The organism is Methylomonas sp. Kb3, assembly GCF_002834115.1.
GTDB lineage: Bacteria > Pseudomonadota > Gammaproteobacteria > Methylococcales > Methylomonadaceae > Methylomonas > Methylomonas defluvii.
Genome location: NZ_PIZT01000015.1, coordinates 305,083 through 321,943, shown reverse-complemented (window position 1 = coordinate 321,943; position 16,861 = coordinate 305,083). Strand labels below are relative to the sequence as shown.

General features: G+C 52.0%; 20 protein-coding genes. 6 read left to right on the top strand and 14 right to left on the bottom strand.

The window, feature by feature from the left end:
* The 4 genes from CWO84_RS24405 to CWO84_RS12185 form a co-directional block, all read left to right on the top strand.
* A partial coding sequence (locus CWO84_RS24405; protein WP_165786309.1) for a tetratricopeptide repeat protein occupies positions 1–395 on the top strand: 395 nt, incomplete at its 5' end.
* Positions 396–504: 109 nt separating this feature from the next.
* The gene (locus CWO84_RS12195; protein ID WP_101052880.1) at positions 505–1,431 is read left to right on the top strand and encodes a hypothetical protein; all 927 of its coding nucleotides are present in this window, start codon (positions 505–507) and stop codon (positions 1,429–1,431) included.
* Positions 1,432–1,472: 41 nt separating this feature from the next.
* The gene (locus CWO84_RS12190; protein WP_101052878.1) at positions 1,473–2,540 is read left to right on the top strand and encodes an efflux RND transporter periplasmic adaptor subunit; all 1,068 of its coding nucleotides are present in this window, start codon (positions 1,473–1,475) and stop codon (positions 2,538–2,540) included.
* Positions 2,537–5,653: an efflux RND transporter permease subunit gene (locus CWO84_RS12185; protein WP_101052876.1), complete on the top strand. Its 3,117-nt coding sequence runs from the start codon at positions 2,537–2,539 to the stop codon at positions 5,651–5,653. Before CWO84_RS12190 ends, CWO84_RS12185 begins: the two co-directional genes overlap by 4 nt.
* Before the next feature lie 240 nt (positions 5,654–5,893).
* Here the strand turns inward: CWO84_RS12185 and CWO84_RS12180 are convergent, their stop codons facing one another.
* The 6 genes from CWO84_RS12180 to hldE form a co-directional block, all read right to left on the bottom strand.
* Positions 5,894–6,541, bottom strand: coding sequence for a glutathione S-transferase family protein (locus tag CWO84_RS12180; RefSeq protein ID WP_101052874.1), 648 nt, complete (start codon positions 6,539–6,541; stop codon positions 5,894–5,896).
* A 264-nt stretch (positions 6,542–6,805) separates the two neighbouring features.
* Positions 6,806–7,255, bottom strand: coding sequence for a nucleoside deaminase (locus tag CWO84_RS12175; protein ID WP_101052872.1), 450 nt, complete (start codon positions 7,253–7,255; stop codon positions 6,806–6,808).
* 152 nt (positions 7,256–7,407) lie between these two features.
* On the bottom strand, positions 7,408–8,271 hold the full coding sequence (ubiA, locus tag CWO84_RS12170; protein WP_101052871.1) for a 4-hydroxybenzoate octaprenyltransferase: 864 nt from the start codon (positions 8,269–8,271) through the stop codon (positions 7,408–7,410).
* Between the two features lie 69 nt (positions 8,272–8,340).
* Positions 8,341–8,931, bottom strand: coding sequence for a DUF4276 family protein (locus CWO84_RS12165; RefSeq protein WP_201799007.1), 591 nt, complete (start codon positions 8,929–8,931; stop codon positions 8,341–8,343).
* Between the two features lie 2 nt (positions 8,932–8,933).
* Positions 8,934–10,043, bottom strand: coding sequence for an AAA family ATPase (locus CWO84_RS12160; protein ID WP_033157646.1), 1,110 nt, complete (start codon positions 10,041–10,043; stop codon positions 8,934–8,936).
* Positions 10,044–10,072: 29 nt separating this feature from the next.
* On the bottom strand, positions 10,073–11,500 hold the full coding sequence (gene hldE, locus CWO84_RS12155) for a bifunctional D-glycero-beta-D-manno-heptose-7-phosphate kinase/D-glycero-beta-D-manno-heptose 1-phosphate adenylyltransferase HldE (RefSeq protein WP_033157647.1): 1,428 nt from the start codon (positions 11,498–11,500) through the stop codon (positions 10,073–10,075).
* Positions 11,501–11,572: 72 nt separating this feature from the next.
* Between hldE and arsC the strand changes: the two genes are divergently transcribed.
* Both arsC and wrbA read left to right on the top strand, forming a co-directional pair.
* Positions 11,573–11,920, top strand: a complete 348-nt coding sequence (gene arsC / locus CWO84_RS12150; protein WP_033157679.1) for an arsenate reductase (glutaredoxin) — start codon at positions 11,573–11,575, stop codon at positions 11,918–11,920.
* Complete coding sequence (gene wrbA, locus CWO84_RS12145) at positions 11,920–12,510, top strand: NAD(P)H:quinone oxidoreductase (RefSeq protein ID WP_033157648.1); 591 nt, start codon at positions 11,920–11,922, stop codon at positions 12,508–12,510. The genes arsC and wrbA overlap by 1 nt, the downstream gene beginning before the upstream one ends.
* Before the next feature lie 10 nt (positions 12,511–12,520).
* Here wrbA and blaOXA read toward each other — a convergent pair whose 3' ends face one another.
* The 8 genes from blaOXA to CWO84_RS12105 form a co-directional block, all read right to left on the bottom strand.
* Positions 12,521–13,303, bottom strand: coding sequence for a class D beta-lactamase (gene blaOXA / locus CWO84_RS12140; RefSeq protein ID WP_033157649.1), 783 nt, complete (start codon positions 13,301–13,303; stop codon positions 12,521–12,523).
* Positions 13,303–13,785 carry a VOC family protein gene (locus CWO84_RS12135; protein WP_033157650.1) on the bottom strand — a complete coding sequence of 161 codons (483 nt, stop codon included), beginning with the start codon at positions 13,783–13,785 and terminating at the stop codon, positions 13,303–13,305. Before CWO84_RS12135 ends, blaOXA begins: the two co-directional genes overlap by 1 nt.
* Positions 13,786–13,832: 47 nt before the next feature.
* Positions 13,833–14,309, bottom strand: a complete 477-nt coding sequence (locus CWO84_RS12130; RefSeq protein WP_033157651.1) for an SRPBCC family protein — start codon at positions 14,307–14,309, stop codon at positions 13,833–13,835.
* Positions 14,306–14,866, bottom strand: a complete 561-nt coding sequence (locus tag CWO84_RS12125; RefSeq protein ID WP_033157652.1) for an SRPBCC family protein — start codon at positions 14,864–14,866, stop codon at positions 14,306–14,308. The genes CWO84_RS12130 and CWO84_RS12125 overlap by 4 nt, the downstream gene beginning before the upstream one ends.
* Positions 14,867–14,891: 25 nt before the next feature.
* Positions 14,892–15,248 carry a YciI family protein gene (locus CWO84_RS12120; RefSeq protein WP_033157653.1) on the bottom strand — a complete coding sequence of 119 codons (357 nt, stop codon included), beginning with the start codon at positions 15,246–15,248 and terminating at the stop codon, positions 14,892–14,894.
* 11 nt (positions 15,249–15,259) lie between these two features.
* Positions 15,260–15,667, bottom strand: a complete 408-nt coding sequence (locus CWO84_RS12115) for a VOC family protein (RefSeq protein ID WP_033157654.1) — start codon at positions 15,665–15,667, stop codon at positions 15,260–15,262.
* Positions 15,668–15,709: 42 nt separating this feature from the next.
* Positions 15,710–16,195 carry a VOC family protein gene (locus tag CWO84_RS12110; protein ID WP_033157655.1) on the bottom strand — a complete coding sequence of 162 codons (486 nt, stop codon included), beginning with the start codon at positions 16,193–16,195 and terminating at the stop codon, positions 15,710–15,712.
* 121 nt (positions 16,196–16,316) lie between these two features.
* Positions 16,317–16,709 (bottom strand): YciI family protein, encoded by a 393-nt coding sequence (locus CWO84_RS12105; protein WP_033157656.1) that lies wholly within the window; start codon positions 16,707–16,709, stop codon positions 16,317–16,319.
* Positions 16,710–16,861: the final 152 nt, after the last annotated feature.

Here is a 16,861-nt window from a genome sequence, read left to right as displayed (position 1 = left end):
GCCGGCAACTGCGGGAGGCGCTGGGCGACAGTCCGCAAGCGCTGCGCGATTTGAGTGTGTCGCTGGACAACATCGGCGACGTGGATAAGGCCCTGGGCCGCCTGGAACAGGCGCGGGCGGCCTACGCCGAAAGCTTGGGCTTGAGCCGGCAACTGCGGGGGGCGCTAGGTGACAGTCCGCAAGTGCGGCGCGATTTAAGTATTTCGCTGGCAAACGTCGGCGATGTCGAGCAAGCCCTCGGACTGTCGCGTCAGGCAGAGGTCTGTTTTAAGGAAAGTATGGAGCTAGCGGCGAAATTGGCTGAAGCTTTTCCCAATGTTCCGCAATACGCCAACGATCTGGCCTGGGTAAGCGCCCGTCTGAAAGCCCTGGATAGCGGCGATCAGCTAGACTAAGCTGCATACGCAGTATGTCGCCTTTGCCCAGTTTGTGATGCCGATGATAGGTGGTAGCATGCGGCGAGTTGAATTGCCTTGTATCCAAAGCCCAGCGGAGGCCGCTTCTATGAATCAATACAATCCGGACGTTTTCAGTCAGCTACATATCGACATCGCCCGCAATTCCACCGACGATTTCAATCTGTTTCACGATAGCCGGAAGTGGCAGAACATTAACGGCAATCCGTTTAATGGCCCGATTACCTTGGGGTTTCAGCTGGAGTCTTTAATTGAAGGCAAGATTGCCGACTATCGCCGGCAACATGACGAAGAAAAATTGCTAGCCGAACAGGGCTTGAACTTCAGCAATTACCAGTTTGCTTTTGCCAATGCCATTAAGCCGAACCAGGCGATTGAAGTGGATATTAAAGACTCGGTATTTAAAAATGAACCGTCGCCAAGCTTGAGCAATCGGATTATCGTCAAGGCCGACGGCAAACTGGCCTTGACCGGCTATAAAAAAGAAACCGCTGAACCGCTGTTTTTAGATCAGCCGGATTTGTCTCGGGTCGGCGAATTAAAAATCCAGCCTGACCGTTGTTTTTTGAGCAATGGTTTTTTTCTCAAACGCAAGTTCATGATGACCAGCAATGCCAAGAATTTTCTGTGTGCATCGCTGCGTGATCAAACCCAGTATTTCGACGAGCTACAGGATAAGGTGATTTTCCCGGAGATGTTTCCGTGCGCATTGCTCTCCAGTGCCTTACTGGAAAAGGCCTTGAAATGGCTGCACGATTTCGAGCGTAACCCCATGGTCTATACTTCGCACAAAATTTCCATCGACAGACGCTGTTTGTCGCAGCTTAAAAGTAACGACGCGGTGCATATTTTGATCAAACCCGCAGCGGATTGTGCAGCGCACGATTTCGGCGATTTGAACGCCACACCCTTGGATTACGAATGTTACGGCCTAGTCAACAATCACAACGCCTTGTTGTTTAGAGCATTGATTTCGCTGGTGCCGCTGGAGTTAATCCGCAAGGCCATGGCATAAATAACTCTGGATGCAGCTAGTGCCATTTTTTAGGGGATAAAATGAAATATTTGTTGTTGACGTTGCCGCTATTGCTGGCTGCTTGCGAAAAACCAGCGCCCACGGCATCAGCGCCCAGACCGGCTTTAGTGGTGACAGTAGGCGAACAAACTGCAGCCGCCCCTATTATATTGATAGGCGAAATTCGCTCCCGCTACGAAAGTGCTCAAGGTTTTCGCATCAACGGCAAAATTATCGAACGCAATGTCGATACAGGCGCAGTGGTGACGAAAGGTCAGCTGTTGGCCAAACTGGATAGTATGGATACCGGTTTATCCACCCAAGCGGCGCAGGCGGAAGTCCGGGCGGCGGAAGCCGATTTGGCCTTGGCCCAAGCAGAGCTGGACAGACAACGCCAATTACACGCCAGCAAATTCATTTCCAACCAGGCTTTGGATATTCAGGAAGCGCAATTCAAGGCGGCGGCGGCCAGGGTAAAGCAAACCCGCGCGCAAGCCGCGGTAACCGGCAATCAGTCGCGCTACACGCAGTTACTGGCGGAGCGGGATGGCGTGGTTACCCGCATTCAGGCCGAGCCGGGCCAAGTGGTTGCTGCTGGCGAGCCTATTGTTCGTATCGCAGTGCCGGAAAATAAGGAAGTCGAAATAGCCGTTCCCGAGTCGCGCATGCTGGGCATCGCTGTCGATGTGCCGGCGGAAATCAGATTGTGGGCCAACCCCACTACCGTATATCAAGGTAAAGTTCGGGAAGTGGCACCGGCGGCCGATAATCTCACACGTACTTTTCAAGTACGTGTGGTTTTGCTGGATGCCGACGATTCGGTGCGTTTGGGCATGACGGCCGGCGTTCGCTTTTATCATCAGGACACCAAGGATTTTTTATTACCCACCACAGCGCTTACTCAGCGTGACGGTCAATCCGTCGTCTGGGTGGTGAATCCGGCGAACGGTGAAGTTCAGCCTAGAACCGTTCAGGCCGGCGCGTTTCGCGAAGATGGTGTGTTGATTGCCGGCGGTATCCAAAAAGGCGAACAAGTCGTGGTGGCGGGGGTGCAAACTTTGATACCCGGCCAGAAAGTTAGGGCAACGCCGCTGCGGAGCCAACCATGAAATCGGGCTTCAATCTCTCCGAGTGGGCTTTGCGGCACCCGGCATTGGTGTTATATGCCATGTTGATGCTGACCTTGGTGGGCATGCTTTCGTATACCAGGCTGGGCCAGTCTGAAGATCCGCCGTTCACTTTCAAAGTGATGGTTATCCGCACCGGTTGGCCCGGTGCCAGCGCGCAGGAAGTGGAACAACAAGTTACCGATAAACTGGAGAAAAAACTCCAGGAAGTACCCTGGCTGGACAATTTACGCAGCTATTCCAGGCCGGGCGAATCCTTAATTTTTCTGTCGGCCAAGGACTCCACACCCGCGGCGCAAGTCCCGGACATTTTTTATCAGGTTCGCAAAAAAATCGGCGATATTGCTTACACCCTGCCGGCTGGTGTTGAAGGGCCGACGTTCAACGATGAGTTTGGGGATGTATACGGAAACTTGTATGCCTTGACCGGCGACGGCTACGACTATGCGGAACTGAAGCGTCACGCGGAAACGTTGCGCGCCGAACTGCTCAGAGTGAACGATGTTGCCAAGGTTGACTTTTTCGGCGAGCAGAAACAACGCATATACGTCGAATTGTCCAATGCCAAATTAGCGACTATCGGCATCGACGTTGCCACCTTGCTTCGCACCTTGCAAGCGCAGAACCTGGTGACGGGCAGCGGTAGTTTCGATTCTGAAAACGAGCATATTCGGATTGCGGTAACCGGTCGTTACGATAGATTGGAAGAACTGCGGGACGTGCGTTTTCGCGCCAATAACAACGAATTTCGGTTGGGCGATGTCGCCAAAGTCAGCCGCGGCTTTGAAGATCCCCCCAAGGACCGGGTGCGTTACAAAGGTCATGACGCGCTGTTGATCGGCGTGGCGATGCGTGCTGGCGGCGATATCATCAAGCTGGGCCGCGATTTGGACCAGGCCGTAAACACTACCCAAGCCCAATTGCCGGTGGGTTTGGAATTGCATACGGTGTCTTCGCAGCCGAAAGCGGTGCAGCGCTCGGTTAACGAGTTTGCCAAATCACTGACCGAAGCGGTCGTTATAGTGTTGGGCGTTAGCCTGCTGTCGTTGGGTTTACGCACCGGCATCGTGGTCGCGATCACGATTCCGGTGGTGTTGGCGGTTACCTTCTGGCTGATGCATCTGTTTGGCGTTGGCTTGCACAAAATTTCTCTGGGTGCGTTGATTTTGGCTTTGGGCTTGTTGGTGGACGATGCCATTATCGCCGTGGAAATGATGGCGTCTAAGATGGAACAGGGTTGGGATAGAACCCGTGCTGCCGCATTTGCCTATACATCCACCGCGATGCCGATGCTGAGCGGCACATTGGTCACCGCTGCCGGCTTTTTGCCGATTGCCACGGCGGCGTCTTCTACCGGCGAATACACCCGCTCGATCTTTCAAGTGGTGGTTATCGCCTTGTTGGTCTCCTGGTTTGCGGCGGTAGTTTTTGTACCGTATTTGGGCCATCGCTTATTGCCTGACTTGAGCAAGGGACAAGAGCAAGCGTCGAGCTGGGCGCGGATTTGGGCCAAATTGCGGAAAAAACCACATGCCGAACAGCCCAAGAACCACGCCCACGAGCTTTATCAAACTCCCTTTTATCTGCGCTTCCGAAAACTGGTGGCCGCTTGCGTTATCCACCGTTGGCTGGTGATTGTTTTAACCATAGCCATGTTTATTACCGCGATCTTCGGTTTTAAGTTTGTCCAGCAACAGTTTTTTCCGGATTCCACTCGGCCGGAGTTAATCGTCGATTTGCGTTTGGCTGAGGGTGTGTCGTATGCCGCCACCGAAGCCGATGTGAAAAAACTGGAGGCCTGGCTGGATGAGCAAAGCGGCATCGATAATTACGTGGCTTATGTCGGCAACGGCAGTCCGCGTTTTTATTTACCTTTGGATCAGCAATTACCGCAACGCAGCTTTGCGCAGTTTGTGGTGTTGACCAATGGCCCAGCGGAACGAGAACAACTGCGCGATAAACTCATACATTTGTTTGAACAGGATTTTCCGGATATGCGCGGCAGCGTATTACGTTTGGAGAACGGCCCGCCGGTAGGTTTTCCCGTGCAATTCAGAGTCTCCGGGCCGGATTTATCAACGCTACGCACGATTGCTCGCCAGGTGGCGGATGTGATGCGCGCCAACCCTTATCCGTCCAACGTGCAGTTGGATTGGGAAGAACCGGTGAAAGTCGTGCGCGTGAATGTTGACCAATCGAAAGCCAGACTGCTGGGGATTAGTTCCAGTGATATTGCCAATATTGTCAATGGTGCGCTACAAGGCTTGTATGTGACCGAATTTCGTGAAGGCATCGAGCGCATCGACTTATTGGTGCGTGGCGCCGAAATCGAACGTAAGCATTTATCGCGTCTGCAAAATTTGATGATACCGATCCCCGGCGGACGCAGTGTGCCCCTGTCGCAAGTCGCGGAACTGGAATACGGTTTTGAGGAAGGTTTGATTTGGCGGCGTAATCGCATTCCTACCGTCACGGTGCGCGCGAATTTGTATGGCAATATGCAGGCGCCGATGGTGTCGGCTCAGATAGAAGAACAACTGGTCGACATAAAGCGGCAATTACCGCCCGGCTACCGCCTGGAGACCGGCGGCGCGGTGGAAGAATCGGCCAAAGGCGGCGATTCGGTCGCGGCCGGTATGCCTTTGTTCTTTCTGACGGTATTGACTGTGCTGATGATCCAGTTGCAAAGCTTTTCGCGGATGGCCTTGGTGTTATTAACAGCGCCGCTCGGTTTAATCGGCGTGACCTTGTTTTTGTTGATTTTTCAACAACCGTTCGGTTTTGTGGCGATGTTGGGTACCATCGCACTTTCCGGCATGATCATGCGTAATTCGGTGATTCTGGTCGATCAAATCGATCAAGATAAGCAGGCCGGGCGTTCGGATTTTGATGCGATTGTCGATTCGACGGTGCGCCGGTTTCGCCCCATCGTACTTACGGCGGCGGCGGCAATATTGGCTATGATTCCCCTCACCCACAGCGCCTTTTTCGGGCCGATGGCAGTGGCGATTATGGGAGGTTTGACCGTCGCGACTGCGTTGACGCTACTGTTTTTGCCGGCTTTATATGCAGCTTGGTTCAGAATCACTGTTTAATTTTTAAGGTTTAGAAACCGGTGTTTTCGGGTGGGTGAAATTCAGGTTTCGAATGCCCCGGTATGAACTGGAGAAAAGCATTACAGGAACGACCGATTAATGGCTGGTCAATGAGTTGATCTTTCCAGTTGCCTTTTACATCTGTACTGGCATATCGGCAAAACTCAGTTTTGAAAATATCGATCATTTCAGTAAAGCAGTGACCATTTTATTTTGGTGATAAGCAACGTTGTAAACCGCTTATTCAAACGCGGTGATTACCTCGCTTTCCAACTTGCCGGCTTCCATCCAGGCGCTTACAGCCGGGCAAGCCAGCACCGAGTCCACATAGGCCTGCGCCTCTTTATTGGTTGCCAGTTGATAGCTGTGAAATCGCAAGGCGACGGGGGCGAACATCGCATCGACTATCGTAAAACGGCCGAATAACCACGGACCGTCGTGGCGGTGCAGTTGCCGGTAGTGTTGCCAAATTTCACCGATACGTTCGATGTCCGGATGTACTGCTTCCGGCAAGGGTTTGGCTGAGGGTGTTCGCTTGCAATTCATCCCGCAATAGGTTCGCAGCGCCGTAAATCCGGAATGCATTTCGGCAGCCAAGGAGCGGGCCGCGGCGCGTTCGGCAAAATCCTCCGGCCAGCCTTGGGTTTGCGGAAAGCGTTCCGCCAGATATTCCAATATCGCCAGCGAATCCCAAACCTTAAGCTCACCATCCAGCAAAACAGGTACCTTACCGGTCGGCGAGTATTGCAGCAGCTTGTCTTTCGAATCCTCCCGATACAGCGGGATGCGGATTTCCGTGAAATCGATGTCGTGATATTTCAAAAACAACCAAGGCCGTAACGACCAAGATGAGTAATTTTTGTTACCGATGACTAAGGACAGACTCATAAACGAAAACTCCTTTGCAGATTATGGATCGAGAATTTATTAAATCGGATATCGTCGTCCCAGAGAATGTGTAAACCCAGGGAAATGAGAAGCCCTGTTCCACTCTCGAAGGCTTGACAGCGAAGAAAGCCTTTAGGTACAGGCGCATCATTCTCGCCGTTTTATAATAAATAACCGCATAGAGCAATGCCATTTTGTAAGGGACGTTTAGTTGGGTTCTACGGCTGTGCTATTCAACGGATGGAATCAGCGGAAAATCTTGGTTTAACAACAATCCTCACCGATGTCTTCAAACCAAATCTTTGGTGATTGAGCAATAAAACGGCTCATCAACTCGATGCAGATAGGGTCGTTCAATTCCACAATCTTGACGCTGGCTTCTTTTAGCCAGTCCAGATGCCCGGAAAAGTTGCTTGATTCGCCGACAACCACCGTGCCGATATTGAATTGCCGAATCAATCCCGAGCAATACCAGCACGGTGCCAAGGTGGTGACCAAAATTTTGTCGCGGTAACTGGTCTGCCGGCCGGCATTGCGGAAGGCATCGGTTTCGCCGTGCACAGACGGATCGTTATCTTGCACGCGGCGGTTGCGGCCCCGGCCCAGCAAGGTGCCATCAGCATCGAACAAGGCCGCGCCGACCGGCACGCCGCCTTCGTCAAAACCGGCTTTTGCTTCGGCAAACGCCACGGCGAGCATCTCCTGATAGTTCATCGCAAATCCTAAAATCAATTGGGTAAGGTTGAAAATTCGTTCTACAAAGGCCGGGTAGATGAGTATGGGCTTAAGTTGATTTTTAGGGGCTCCAAAAACCTCTTTAAAAAACGGGGCTGGGGAGATTTTCCAACCCTAAGCGCCTCGATTCGCTATTGCCAATAAGCCAACACAATGCCAACAAACACTGCCAGACCGAACCAGTTATTGTTCAAAAAGGCCTTGAAACAACTGGGTTTATCGAAATGAAAAATCAATTTTTGCTGGTAAACCGCCAAACCGCTGGCGACCAACAAGCCGGCGTAATAGGGCCAACTGAGCTGTTGCATTATGCCCACTGTAAGCAACAAGCCGATAATCACAACTTGTAGACCTGCGGTAATTTCCCGCACCCGCTTGCCGAACAAAATGGCCGTCGATTTCACGCCGATTTTCAAATCGTCGTCAATGTCAACCATCGCATACATCGTGTCGTACACCAGAGCCCAGAGCAGCACCGCTAAATATAAAATCCAGCCCACCAAGGGGATTTCGTTGATTTGCGCTGCAAACGCCATCGGCACAGCAAACCCAAACGCCGCGCCCAGGTAAGCCTGGGGCAAATGGGTAAAGCGCTTCATGAACGGATAACTGGCCGCCAGAAATGCGCCGATGAAGGACAAACCGATGGTGTACCCATTCAGCAGCAACACCAAACCAAAGGCAGTAAGACACAGCACCGCAAATACAATCAACGCTTCCTTAGGGCTGACTTTGCCCGCCGCGATAGGCCTTAGCTTGCAGCGATCAACATGCGGATCGAAATCCTTGTCGGCGTAATCGTTAATCACGCAACCCGCCGCCCGCATCAGCACCACGCCCGCAATGAACACGGTCAGCACCAAACTGTCCGGTCTACCGTCACCGGCAATCCACAAGGCCCATAATGTCGGCCACAGCAAAATGAAAATGCCGATGGGTTTATCGAAGCGGGCTAGAAGCCAGTATTGGTGGAGGCGGTCCGAGAGTTTATTCATTGGTTAGGCTTTTAGAATTTGGAAGAGCTTTATTGGAGCTGGCATATTATTTGGTTACGGGCTGGTCGCCTAATTAACAAGGCTTTCCAATTCAGATAACCAGTCATTAAACCCCGAGCACATTTGCCTCATTTTCGCCAGGCCTATCTGCCTCGAAATATTTGGCCCATGAGTAGTCTTTCTATAATCCGCAGCCTTTTCTAAGCGCTTTGATGGTGCTGTTTCTTTAGAGTCGTTCACTTTTTCGGGATTGTTATCAAATTGCGCTAGCACATCGTTTGCCCATGCTGTAAGCGAATTATTTTGAAGTATCGATGATATAGCTTCAGGAGAGGAAAACAGTAATCCTTCAAATTCATACATTTGAATATAGGGTAAAATTTTCGATCTCAATTCCTCTTTGACTGATTGCCTAATTTTGGATTCCAGACTGGTTTTAGTTTCGCCGTCAGATTTATTTTTAAATCCATAGAAATCATAAAAAGTGCTGACATAGTCAAAGCTATAGTAAATTTTTGCTAGTTCATACTTTATTCGGTCAATACTTACATTTCCATTAATCGGAATCGGCGTAACAAATATGCCTTTCTGGGATAAGTAGGGTTCTAGTAGTATCTTAATAAAACGTTCTTCGGTAGTGCCTTCTACCGAAATTCCCACCCTTACCATTCCGGACGACCTCCAATTAGATTTTTGGTCCAAATATCTCCCATTCGATAATCTTCAAGCCAAAGTTCAAGAGCTTGTTTATCTGGTCTTTTAAATGTAGATACACCCTTTTCTTGATCAACAACAATAAAGTCTTCAGGCTCAAACTGGTTGGCAAAAGCAACCGATTGCGTTGAACATATAATTTGGTTTGTCTTAGATGTGGTTTTGATTATTTCAGATAACACGTTCAATGCAGCGGGATGTAAGCCAAGCTCAGGCTCATCGAGAATAATCGTACTAGGTCTATATCGTTCGGGCTGAAGAAACAACACAGCCATGCATATAAATCGCGCGGTACCATCCGAAAGCTGGTTCGCTGAAAAGGGCTCTTCATAATCGCGATGAATCCATCTTAATAGCAGTGATTTATCTCCGTTCTCGCCGTTTGGCTCAAGGTAAAAATCGTGAAAAAAAGGTGCTACTGTTTGGATGGCTGAAATTATCTCTTGGTAACTAGTATGATGAAGATTCCTGAGATAGAGAAGGAATGGTGCTAAATTGCTGGCATCGGAGTTGAAAAATACATTTGAACTTAGCTTTTGTGCCAGTTTAAAGCCAGCAGTGGGGCTAGTATCATGAAAATGATAGACTCTACATTTTTGTAAATATTCTCTAGTATATTTTCTCACGTATTCGCTATCAGACTCTGATCCAGGTAGTAGTCCACTTTCTCCCAGCTTACCTCTTATTGACCAGTTGGATTTTGAAGTGTTAACCTTGCAATACTCTATATCGAATACCAAAGCATCGTTGCTGTCGCTGTGAACAAATTCAGTATGATAACTGTTATTTCCTATTTCAATATCTATGGTAATTCGTGGAGTAGCTTTAGAGCCAAAATGGAAGAATGTATTTGCAAAGCCTTGCTTTTCAACATAAGACTGCAGTTTTCCTTCGGATAAATTTCTCAGAAACGTAAACAGGGAAATGAAATTTGTTTTGCCTGCACCATTTGCGCCAATAAGTATGTTTATTGGGTTCATCTTTAAATTAAGGCTCTTTATAGATTTGAAGCCTTTAAGTGTTATTTGATGAAGATGAGTGTTATTTTGTTCTGGCATAAATTGCCTTATAAATTTTGCATTAGAAGTTATACGGATTTATCTCTAATCGTCTGAATAATCGAAGTCGTCGAATGCCCCTCAATAAACGACAAGATCTTCACCTCGCCGCCATTCGCCAATACACTTTCGTGACCGGCGATGCTGGTGATGTCGGTATAGTCGCCGCCTTTGACCAGGATGTCGGGCAGTAATTGGTCGATGACTTCTTTCGGGGTGTCTTGCTCAAATTCCACGACCCAATCCACGCATTCCAGTGCGGCCAGCATTTCCATGCGGTGATCCAGTTTGTTGACCGGGCGCTCCGGGCCTTTTAAGCGTTGCACGGAGGCATCGCTGTTGACTAACACGACTAATCGATCACCCAGGGTTTTGGCCTGTTGCAGATAGCGGACATGGCCGGGATGGAGGATGTCGAAGCAGCCGTTGGTGGCGACGATTTTTTCGCCGTTTTGTTTGGCGTCGGCGCGTTCTGCAAGCAGGTCGGACAAACTGCAAACGCCTTTGTGATGGGCGCGCGGGCCTTGCAAGGCGGCATGCAATTCGTCGGTATTGACGGTGGCGGTACCCATTTTGCCGACGACGATGCCGGCGCCGATGTTGGCGAGTTGCGTGGCTTCGGCCAGCGGTTTTTTCGCGGCCAGGCTGGCTGCCAGCACGGAAATCACCGTGTCGCCGGCGCCAGTGACATCGAATACCTCGCGGGCATGGGTTGGCAGGTGCAAGGGTTCTTCGTCCTTGCTGAGCAGGGTCATGCCGTTTTCGCCGCGGGTGACCAATAGCGCTTGTAATTCCAGTTCGGCCAGCAAATTTACGCCGCGCTCGACGATTTGCTGTTGGTCGGCGCAGCGGCCCACCACCGCTTCAAACTCGCTGAGGTTGGGTGTAATCAGCGTGGCTTGCCGGTAAATCGAAAAATCGCTGCCTTTCGGATCGACCAACACCGGTTTGTTCAGCTGCTTTGCCAATTTAATAAATTGTTGTACCTGGTTTAGAGTACCTTTGCCGTAATCAGACAGCACGATGACCTGCGATTGCATCATCTCTGCATGGTATAGATGCAATAACGCGTCGCTATCGACATGATTAAAACCGTCTTCAAAATCCAGGCGGATCAATTGCTGATGGCGGCTCATTACCCGCAATTTGGTGATGGTCGGATAACCCGGCACCGCTTGAAACAGGCATAAAACCTTGGCCTGTTGCAGCAAAGCTTTCAACGCCGTCGCCGCTTCGTCTTCGCCGGTAAAACCCAGCAGCGATACTTTTGCACCCAGTGCGGCGATATTCAAAGCCACGTTACCGGCGCCGCCCGCCCGTTGTTCGTCTTGTTTGACGTGTACCACCGGCACCGGCGCTTCCGGGGAAATCCGTGAAGTGGCGCCGTGCCAGTAACGATCCAGCATCAGGTCGCCGACCACCAGCACGCGGGCGGTTGAATAGTTGGGTAATTGCATGGCTTTGGGAGCTTATCCGTGATTCGAAGGGTGCTATTATAGCCGCAACCCGTCATGATTAAGGTGCAAACCATGAGCGTCAAAATCTACCATAACCCGCGTTGCGGCAAATCCCGCGACACCTTGAAACTATTGGAAGCGCAAGGCGTTAAGCCGGAAGTTGTGGAATATCTTAAATCACCGCCTACCGCCGCTGAACTGCAGGACATTCTGACCAAGTTAAATATCAAGCCGCGCGACTTGATGCGTACCAAAGAGCCGGAATATAAAGAAAACGGTTTGGACGACAAGTCCTTGAGTGATGCGGATTTGATCGAAGCGATGATCAGAATTCCCAAATTGATCGAACGGCCCATCGTGTTGAAAGACGGTAAAGCCGCCATCGGCCGGCCGCCGGAAAGCGTGTTGGCGATACTTTGATGGCGAAAATCTTGATTCTTTATTACAGCCGCGACGGCAGCACCACGCGGATGGCGCAACAGATCGGTCGGGGCGTGGAATCGGTGGCCGGCGCGGAAGCGATTTTGCGCACGGTACCGGAAGTCTCGGCGGTATGCGAGAAAATCGCCGATAGCATTCCCGATGCCGGCGCACCCTATGCGACCCTGCAGGATCTGGAAACCTGCGACGGCTTGGCACTGGGCAGCCCCACCCATTTCGGCAATATGGCGGCTTCGTTAAAGCATTTTCTGGATGGCACGACCGCGTTATGGTTCTCCGGAGCCTTGTCCGGCAAACCGGCCGGCGTGTTTACGTCCACCGGCAGCATGCACGGCGGTCAGGAAACCACGCTGTTATCAATGATGCTGCCCTTGATGCATCACGGCATGTTGCTGATGAGTCTGCCGTGCAACGAGATTGCTCTACGCGAAACGGTCAGCGGCGGCACGCCCTACGGGCCCAGCCATGTCGCCGATACTGATGCCGAACTCACCGAGCATGAAAAACGCCTGTGCTGGGTGCTGGGGGAACGTCTGGCGAAAACCGCATTGGCGTTGCGAGCCAAATAAGGCCTTACGGTTACAATATTCCCAAGGCCTTGAGACAGGCCTTGCCCAACTCTACCCGCTTGGGTGCGTCGGCGGCTTGAGTGATGTCGATGTTCAATGCAAAGCTGTACAGACGATTTCCGCGCATGACCCAGCCCACCCACCAGCCGATACCGGGATTGGGCGCGTTTAACCAGCCGGTTTTGCCGTATAAACTTCGTGCGCCCTGCTGCTCCAGCATCAGGATTTCCCGCACTTTGGCCTGAACATCGCCTGCCAGCGGCAATTGATCCCGCGCCAAGCGGGCCAAAAATGCCGTCTGTTCCACCGCGCTGATTTGCAGCGGACCATCCAGCCAAAACCGATCAACCGTATCTCCTATATCGGCGTTACCGTAGCCCAGGTGGGCAACTCCCTCGCGCATCCGCTCATGGCCGATGCGCCGCGCCAGTGCTTGATAAATCGGCACGTTGGATAGTTTGATCGCCTCGCGTAAGCCCATATCCCGTTCCCAGTCTTTGATCATTTGTGGTTGGCCGCCGTATGGCAACGGCTCGTCTACGCTACTGACCGCGCCTACCGACAAGCCGATCAAACTATTGGCAATCTTGAAGGTCGAGGCCGGGATGAAGCGGGTTTCCGCGCGAGTTTGGTCGTGGCCGATTAGCCTATCCGCATCGACATCGTAGGCTACGAAAGTGCCATGCACGCCGGCTTCGCTGAACAGTGTGGCGAGCGCAGGACTATCCACCCATTCGATGGCGTTAACCCGGCCGGCAAGTAGTAACAGTAGAGTGGCGAATAGCGGTTTCATCAGGATTGTGCGTAGGCTAGTTTTAAGGTGTCTATGTCTATTTTGGTCATTTTCAGCATGGCCTGCATCACCCGTCCGGCTTTTACCGGGTCGGGATCGCTGATCAATTCAAGCAGCACATTCGGCACGATCTGCCAGGTTACGCCGAATTTGTCTTCCAGCCAGGCGCATTGATTCTGCTTGCCGCCCGCGGATAGTTTTTCCCAATAGTGGTCCACTTCTGCTTGAGTTTCGCAGTGTACGACAAACGAAATTGCTGGGGAAAACGGTTGCATCGGGTACGTCGGGCCGCCGTTGAGCGCGGTAAATACTTGTCCGTCCAGCTCGAAATTGGCAGTCATCACGCTGCCCTTCGGTCCTGGCCCGGCGTCGCCGTAGCGAGTAACGCTCAAGACTTTCGAATGTTTAAAAATGGATACGTAAAAATTCATCGCCTCTTCGGCTTGGTCGTCGAACCATAAAAATGGGGTGATTTTGGGCATGGTGTTTACTCGGTTAGTGTTAAAAAGTAATGACCGGTTTTCCCGTCTTAAAAGCCGGCTACCAGCTCGGCCAGTTGGTCGGTGGCCTTGCCCCAGCCTTCATGAAAGCCCATTTCCTCGTGGGCTTTCCGGTCTGCCGCGGTCCAATGCAACACGCGCGCGGTGTAGCGGGTTTTTCCGGCTTCAGGTGTAAACGTGATGATGCCGGTCATGAAGGGTTTGGCGGAGGGTTCCCAGGCGCTGGTATAGGCGTCGGTAAACACCAAACGCTCGTTTGGCACGACTTCAAGATAGATTCCTTGGTTTGGAAACTCCTCGCCGTCCGGGCCACGCATCACGATGATGCTGGTGCCGCCGGCTCTGACATCGAGTTCGGCTTCAGCCACGGTCCAGGGCTTCGGACAAAACCACTGCTTGAGCAGTGCCGGTTCGGTCCAGGCTTTATAGAGTTTCTCGGGTGGCGCATCGATCAGGCGCGTCAGCATTAATTCACGCGATTCAGCTGTTTGTTCTGTTGGCTTCATGGCTTGTCCTCTGAAATTGAAATAGATGATGACTTTTCGGCGATGGTCTTTAGCTCGGCTAAACCTTCCTCGAATTTGCCGCCTATCATTTTGTCCATGCTGAACACCAGGCTCATCACTTTCGATAGGAAGGGGCTGGGGCCGTATATGGCCTGAGTGACATGAGTAACAACGCCTTCGGTTTGTAGCGTAAATTCCACGGTGTTTTCGGCTGGAAATGGCTTAATGAAAGTCAGCCGCAGCATCAGCTTTACCGGTGGATTGGTTTCCAGAATCTCCATGCGCCCCTGGCCGATTTCCTGGTTGCCTTCCCATTCATAGACCGCACCCGGCCCGCTGGCAGCACCGCTATATGTCCGCTTCATGCCCGGATCGACTTTCTCCCAAGCCGACCAGGTTTGCATATTGTGCAAATCGCTGATCAGCGGAAAAATCTTATCCGGGGCCGCTTTGATGGTGATCGCGCGTTGTACGCGGAAGGTATCGGGTTTGCTTGCCGCATAGATCAGTAGCGCGACGACTATGACGACGAGAACGATAAGGATGGTTTTGATCATGGTCTGCTCCTAAAGCATGGTAAGTTCAATCGCCGGGCAAACCCGGAATCTCGATCAGCGGCCGCACTTCGACGGTACCTTTGCGTGCCATCGGAATCTGTTCGGCGATAGCGAGAGCCGCGTCCAGATCCGGGACGTCGACCAGATAGTAGCCGCCCAGTTGTTCGCGGGTTTCCGCGAACGGGCCATCGGTGATGAAGCGTTTGCCGTCGCGCACCCGCACGCTGGTCGCCATGGCTGTGGGGTGTAACGGGCTGGCGGCCAGATATTGGCCGTTGGCTTTGAGCTTGTGCGCGAGTTGGGTGGATTCGGCATAACAAGCTTGCCGGTCGGCTTCGTCCAGGCTGTGTTCTTCGAGATAAATCAGTAGCATATATTTCATCGCTTTCTCCGTTAGTGCTGGGATACCGCATCCGGTGCCATGTAGACCAGTTCCCAGATATGGCCATCCAAATCCTGAAAACCGTGCGCATACATAAAGCCGTGGTCTTGCGGCTGGTTATAAGTGCTGCCGCCGGCTGCAACCGCCTTACTTACCATGTCGTACACCGCCTCGCGACTTTGGCAGGATAAGCAGATCAGTACTTCCGTGCTTTTCGTGGCGTCGCAAATGCTGTTGGGCGTAAACGTGCGGAACTTGTCTTCCGTCAACAGCATGACGAAGATGTTCTCGCTGACGATCATGCAGGTCGCGGTCTCATCGGTAAATTGCGGGTTGAAGTTGTAGCCCAGCGCGGTAAAAAGCGCCACGGATTGATCGAGGTTTTTTACCGGCAGATTGACGAATATTTGCGTGTTCATATTGCTCTCTTTGAAGGTGCGAGGATGCCGAAATCGGCCGATTTAAGGTTTACCGGCTGTTGTCTGAGCGGCGAAGAAAGCTTCCATTCTGCCCTGAAATTCGCTCGGATCGACATCTTCGATATGCGTGGCAATCAGCCATTTATGGCCGAACGGGTCGGTCAGCGCGCCCATTCGGTCGCCCCAGAACTGGTTGGTGGGCGGCATGATTTCTGTTGCGCCGGCTTGTATGGCAGCCGCGAATACCGCGTCGGTATCCGTGACGTAGAGATGCAATTTTACCGGCGTATCGCCTAGCGCCTGTGGCGATATGTCGCCGCAATTGGGACTTTCGTCGGCCAGCATGAAATGCGAATCGCCGATTTTGAATTCGGCGTGGGCAATCGCGCCGCCGGGTGCGTGCAGACGCAACAGCTCGGTGGCGGCAAAGGCTTTTGCGTAAAATTCCAGTGCCGCCGCCGCGCCGCGTACTACAAGGTAAGGGGTTAAGGTGTGGTGACCGTCGGGGATCGGTTTGATGTTGTTCATGACTGTGCTCCTGGTTTTAGGTTTGTTGTGGAAAAAAGACTGCTTACGCCTGTTGTCGAACCGCGAATGCCGAAATCGACAAGCCGCAGAAATTTTTTCCACTAGTTGGCAAACTTGCCGGCTAACGCAAATTGTCCGGTTCCAAAAAACCCAACGCTTGCAGCGTTTGCCGGTCTTCGGCTATCGGCCGCACTTCCACACAGCCTAGCTTGGCGCCGGGAATCCGCGCGGCCACCTGGATAGCCTCGTTTAAATCGCTAGCCTCGATCAGATAATAGCCGCCGAGTTGTTCCTTGGTTTCCGCGAACGGGCCGTCGGTGATGCTGACTTTACCGCCGCGCACCCGCAGCGTGATGGCCGCATTGGCCGGCAGCAGCCGATTGCAGCTCAGGTAATGGCCGCTGTTGCGGATAGCTTGGGTAAATTCGGCGTATTCGTCAAAGTGTTTGGCTGCCGCGTCATTCGACATTCCCTCCATCACGGTTTCGGCGCAAATCAGGCATAGGTATTTCATGGTCAACTCCTGGGTTAAAAATAATGTTCGCACTGAGTAGTCGTTCGGCGCCGGGCATATTCGACAACTGGAACGTTTTTATCGTTGAAACGAGCTACCGAAAGTGGTGTCGATGCATGGCGACAATTTCCAGTGCTTGCCCTGAGCCGAAG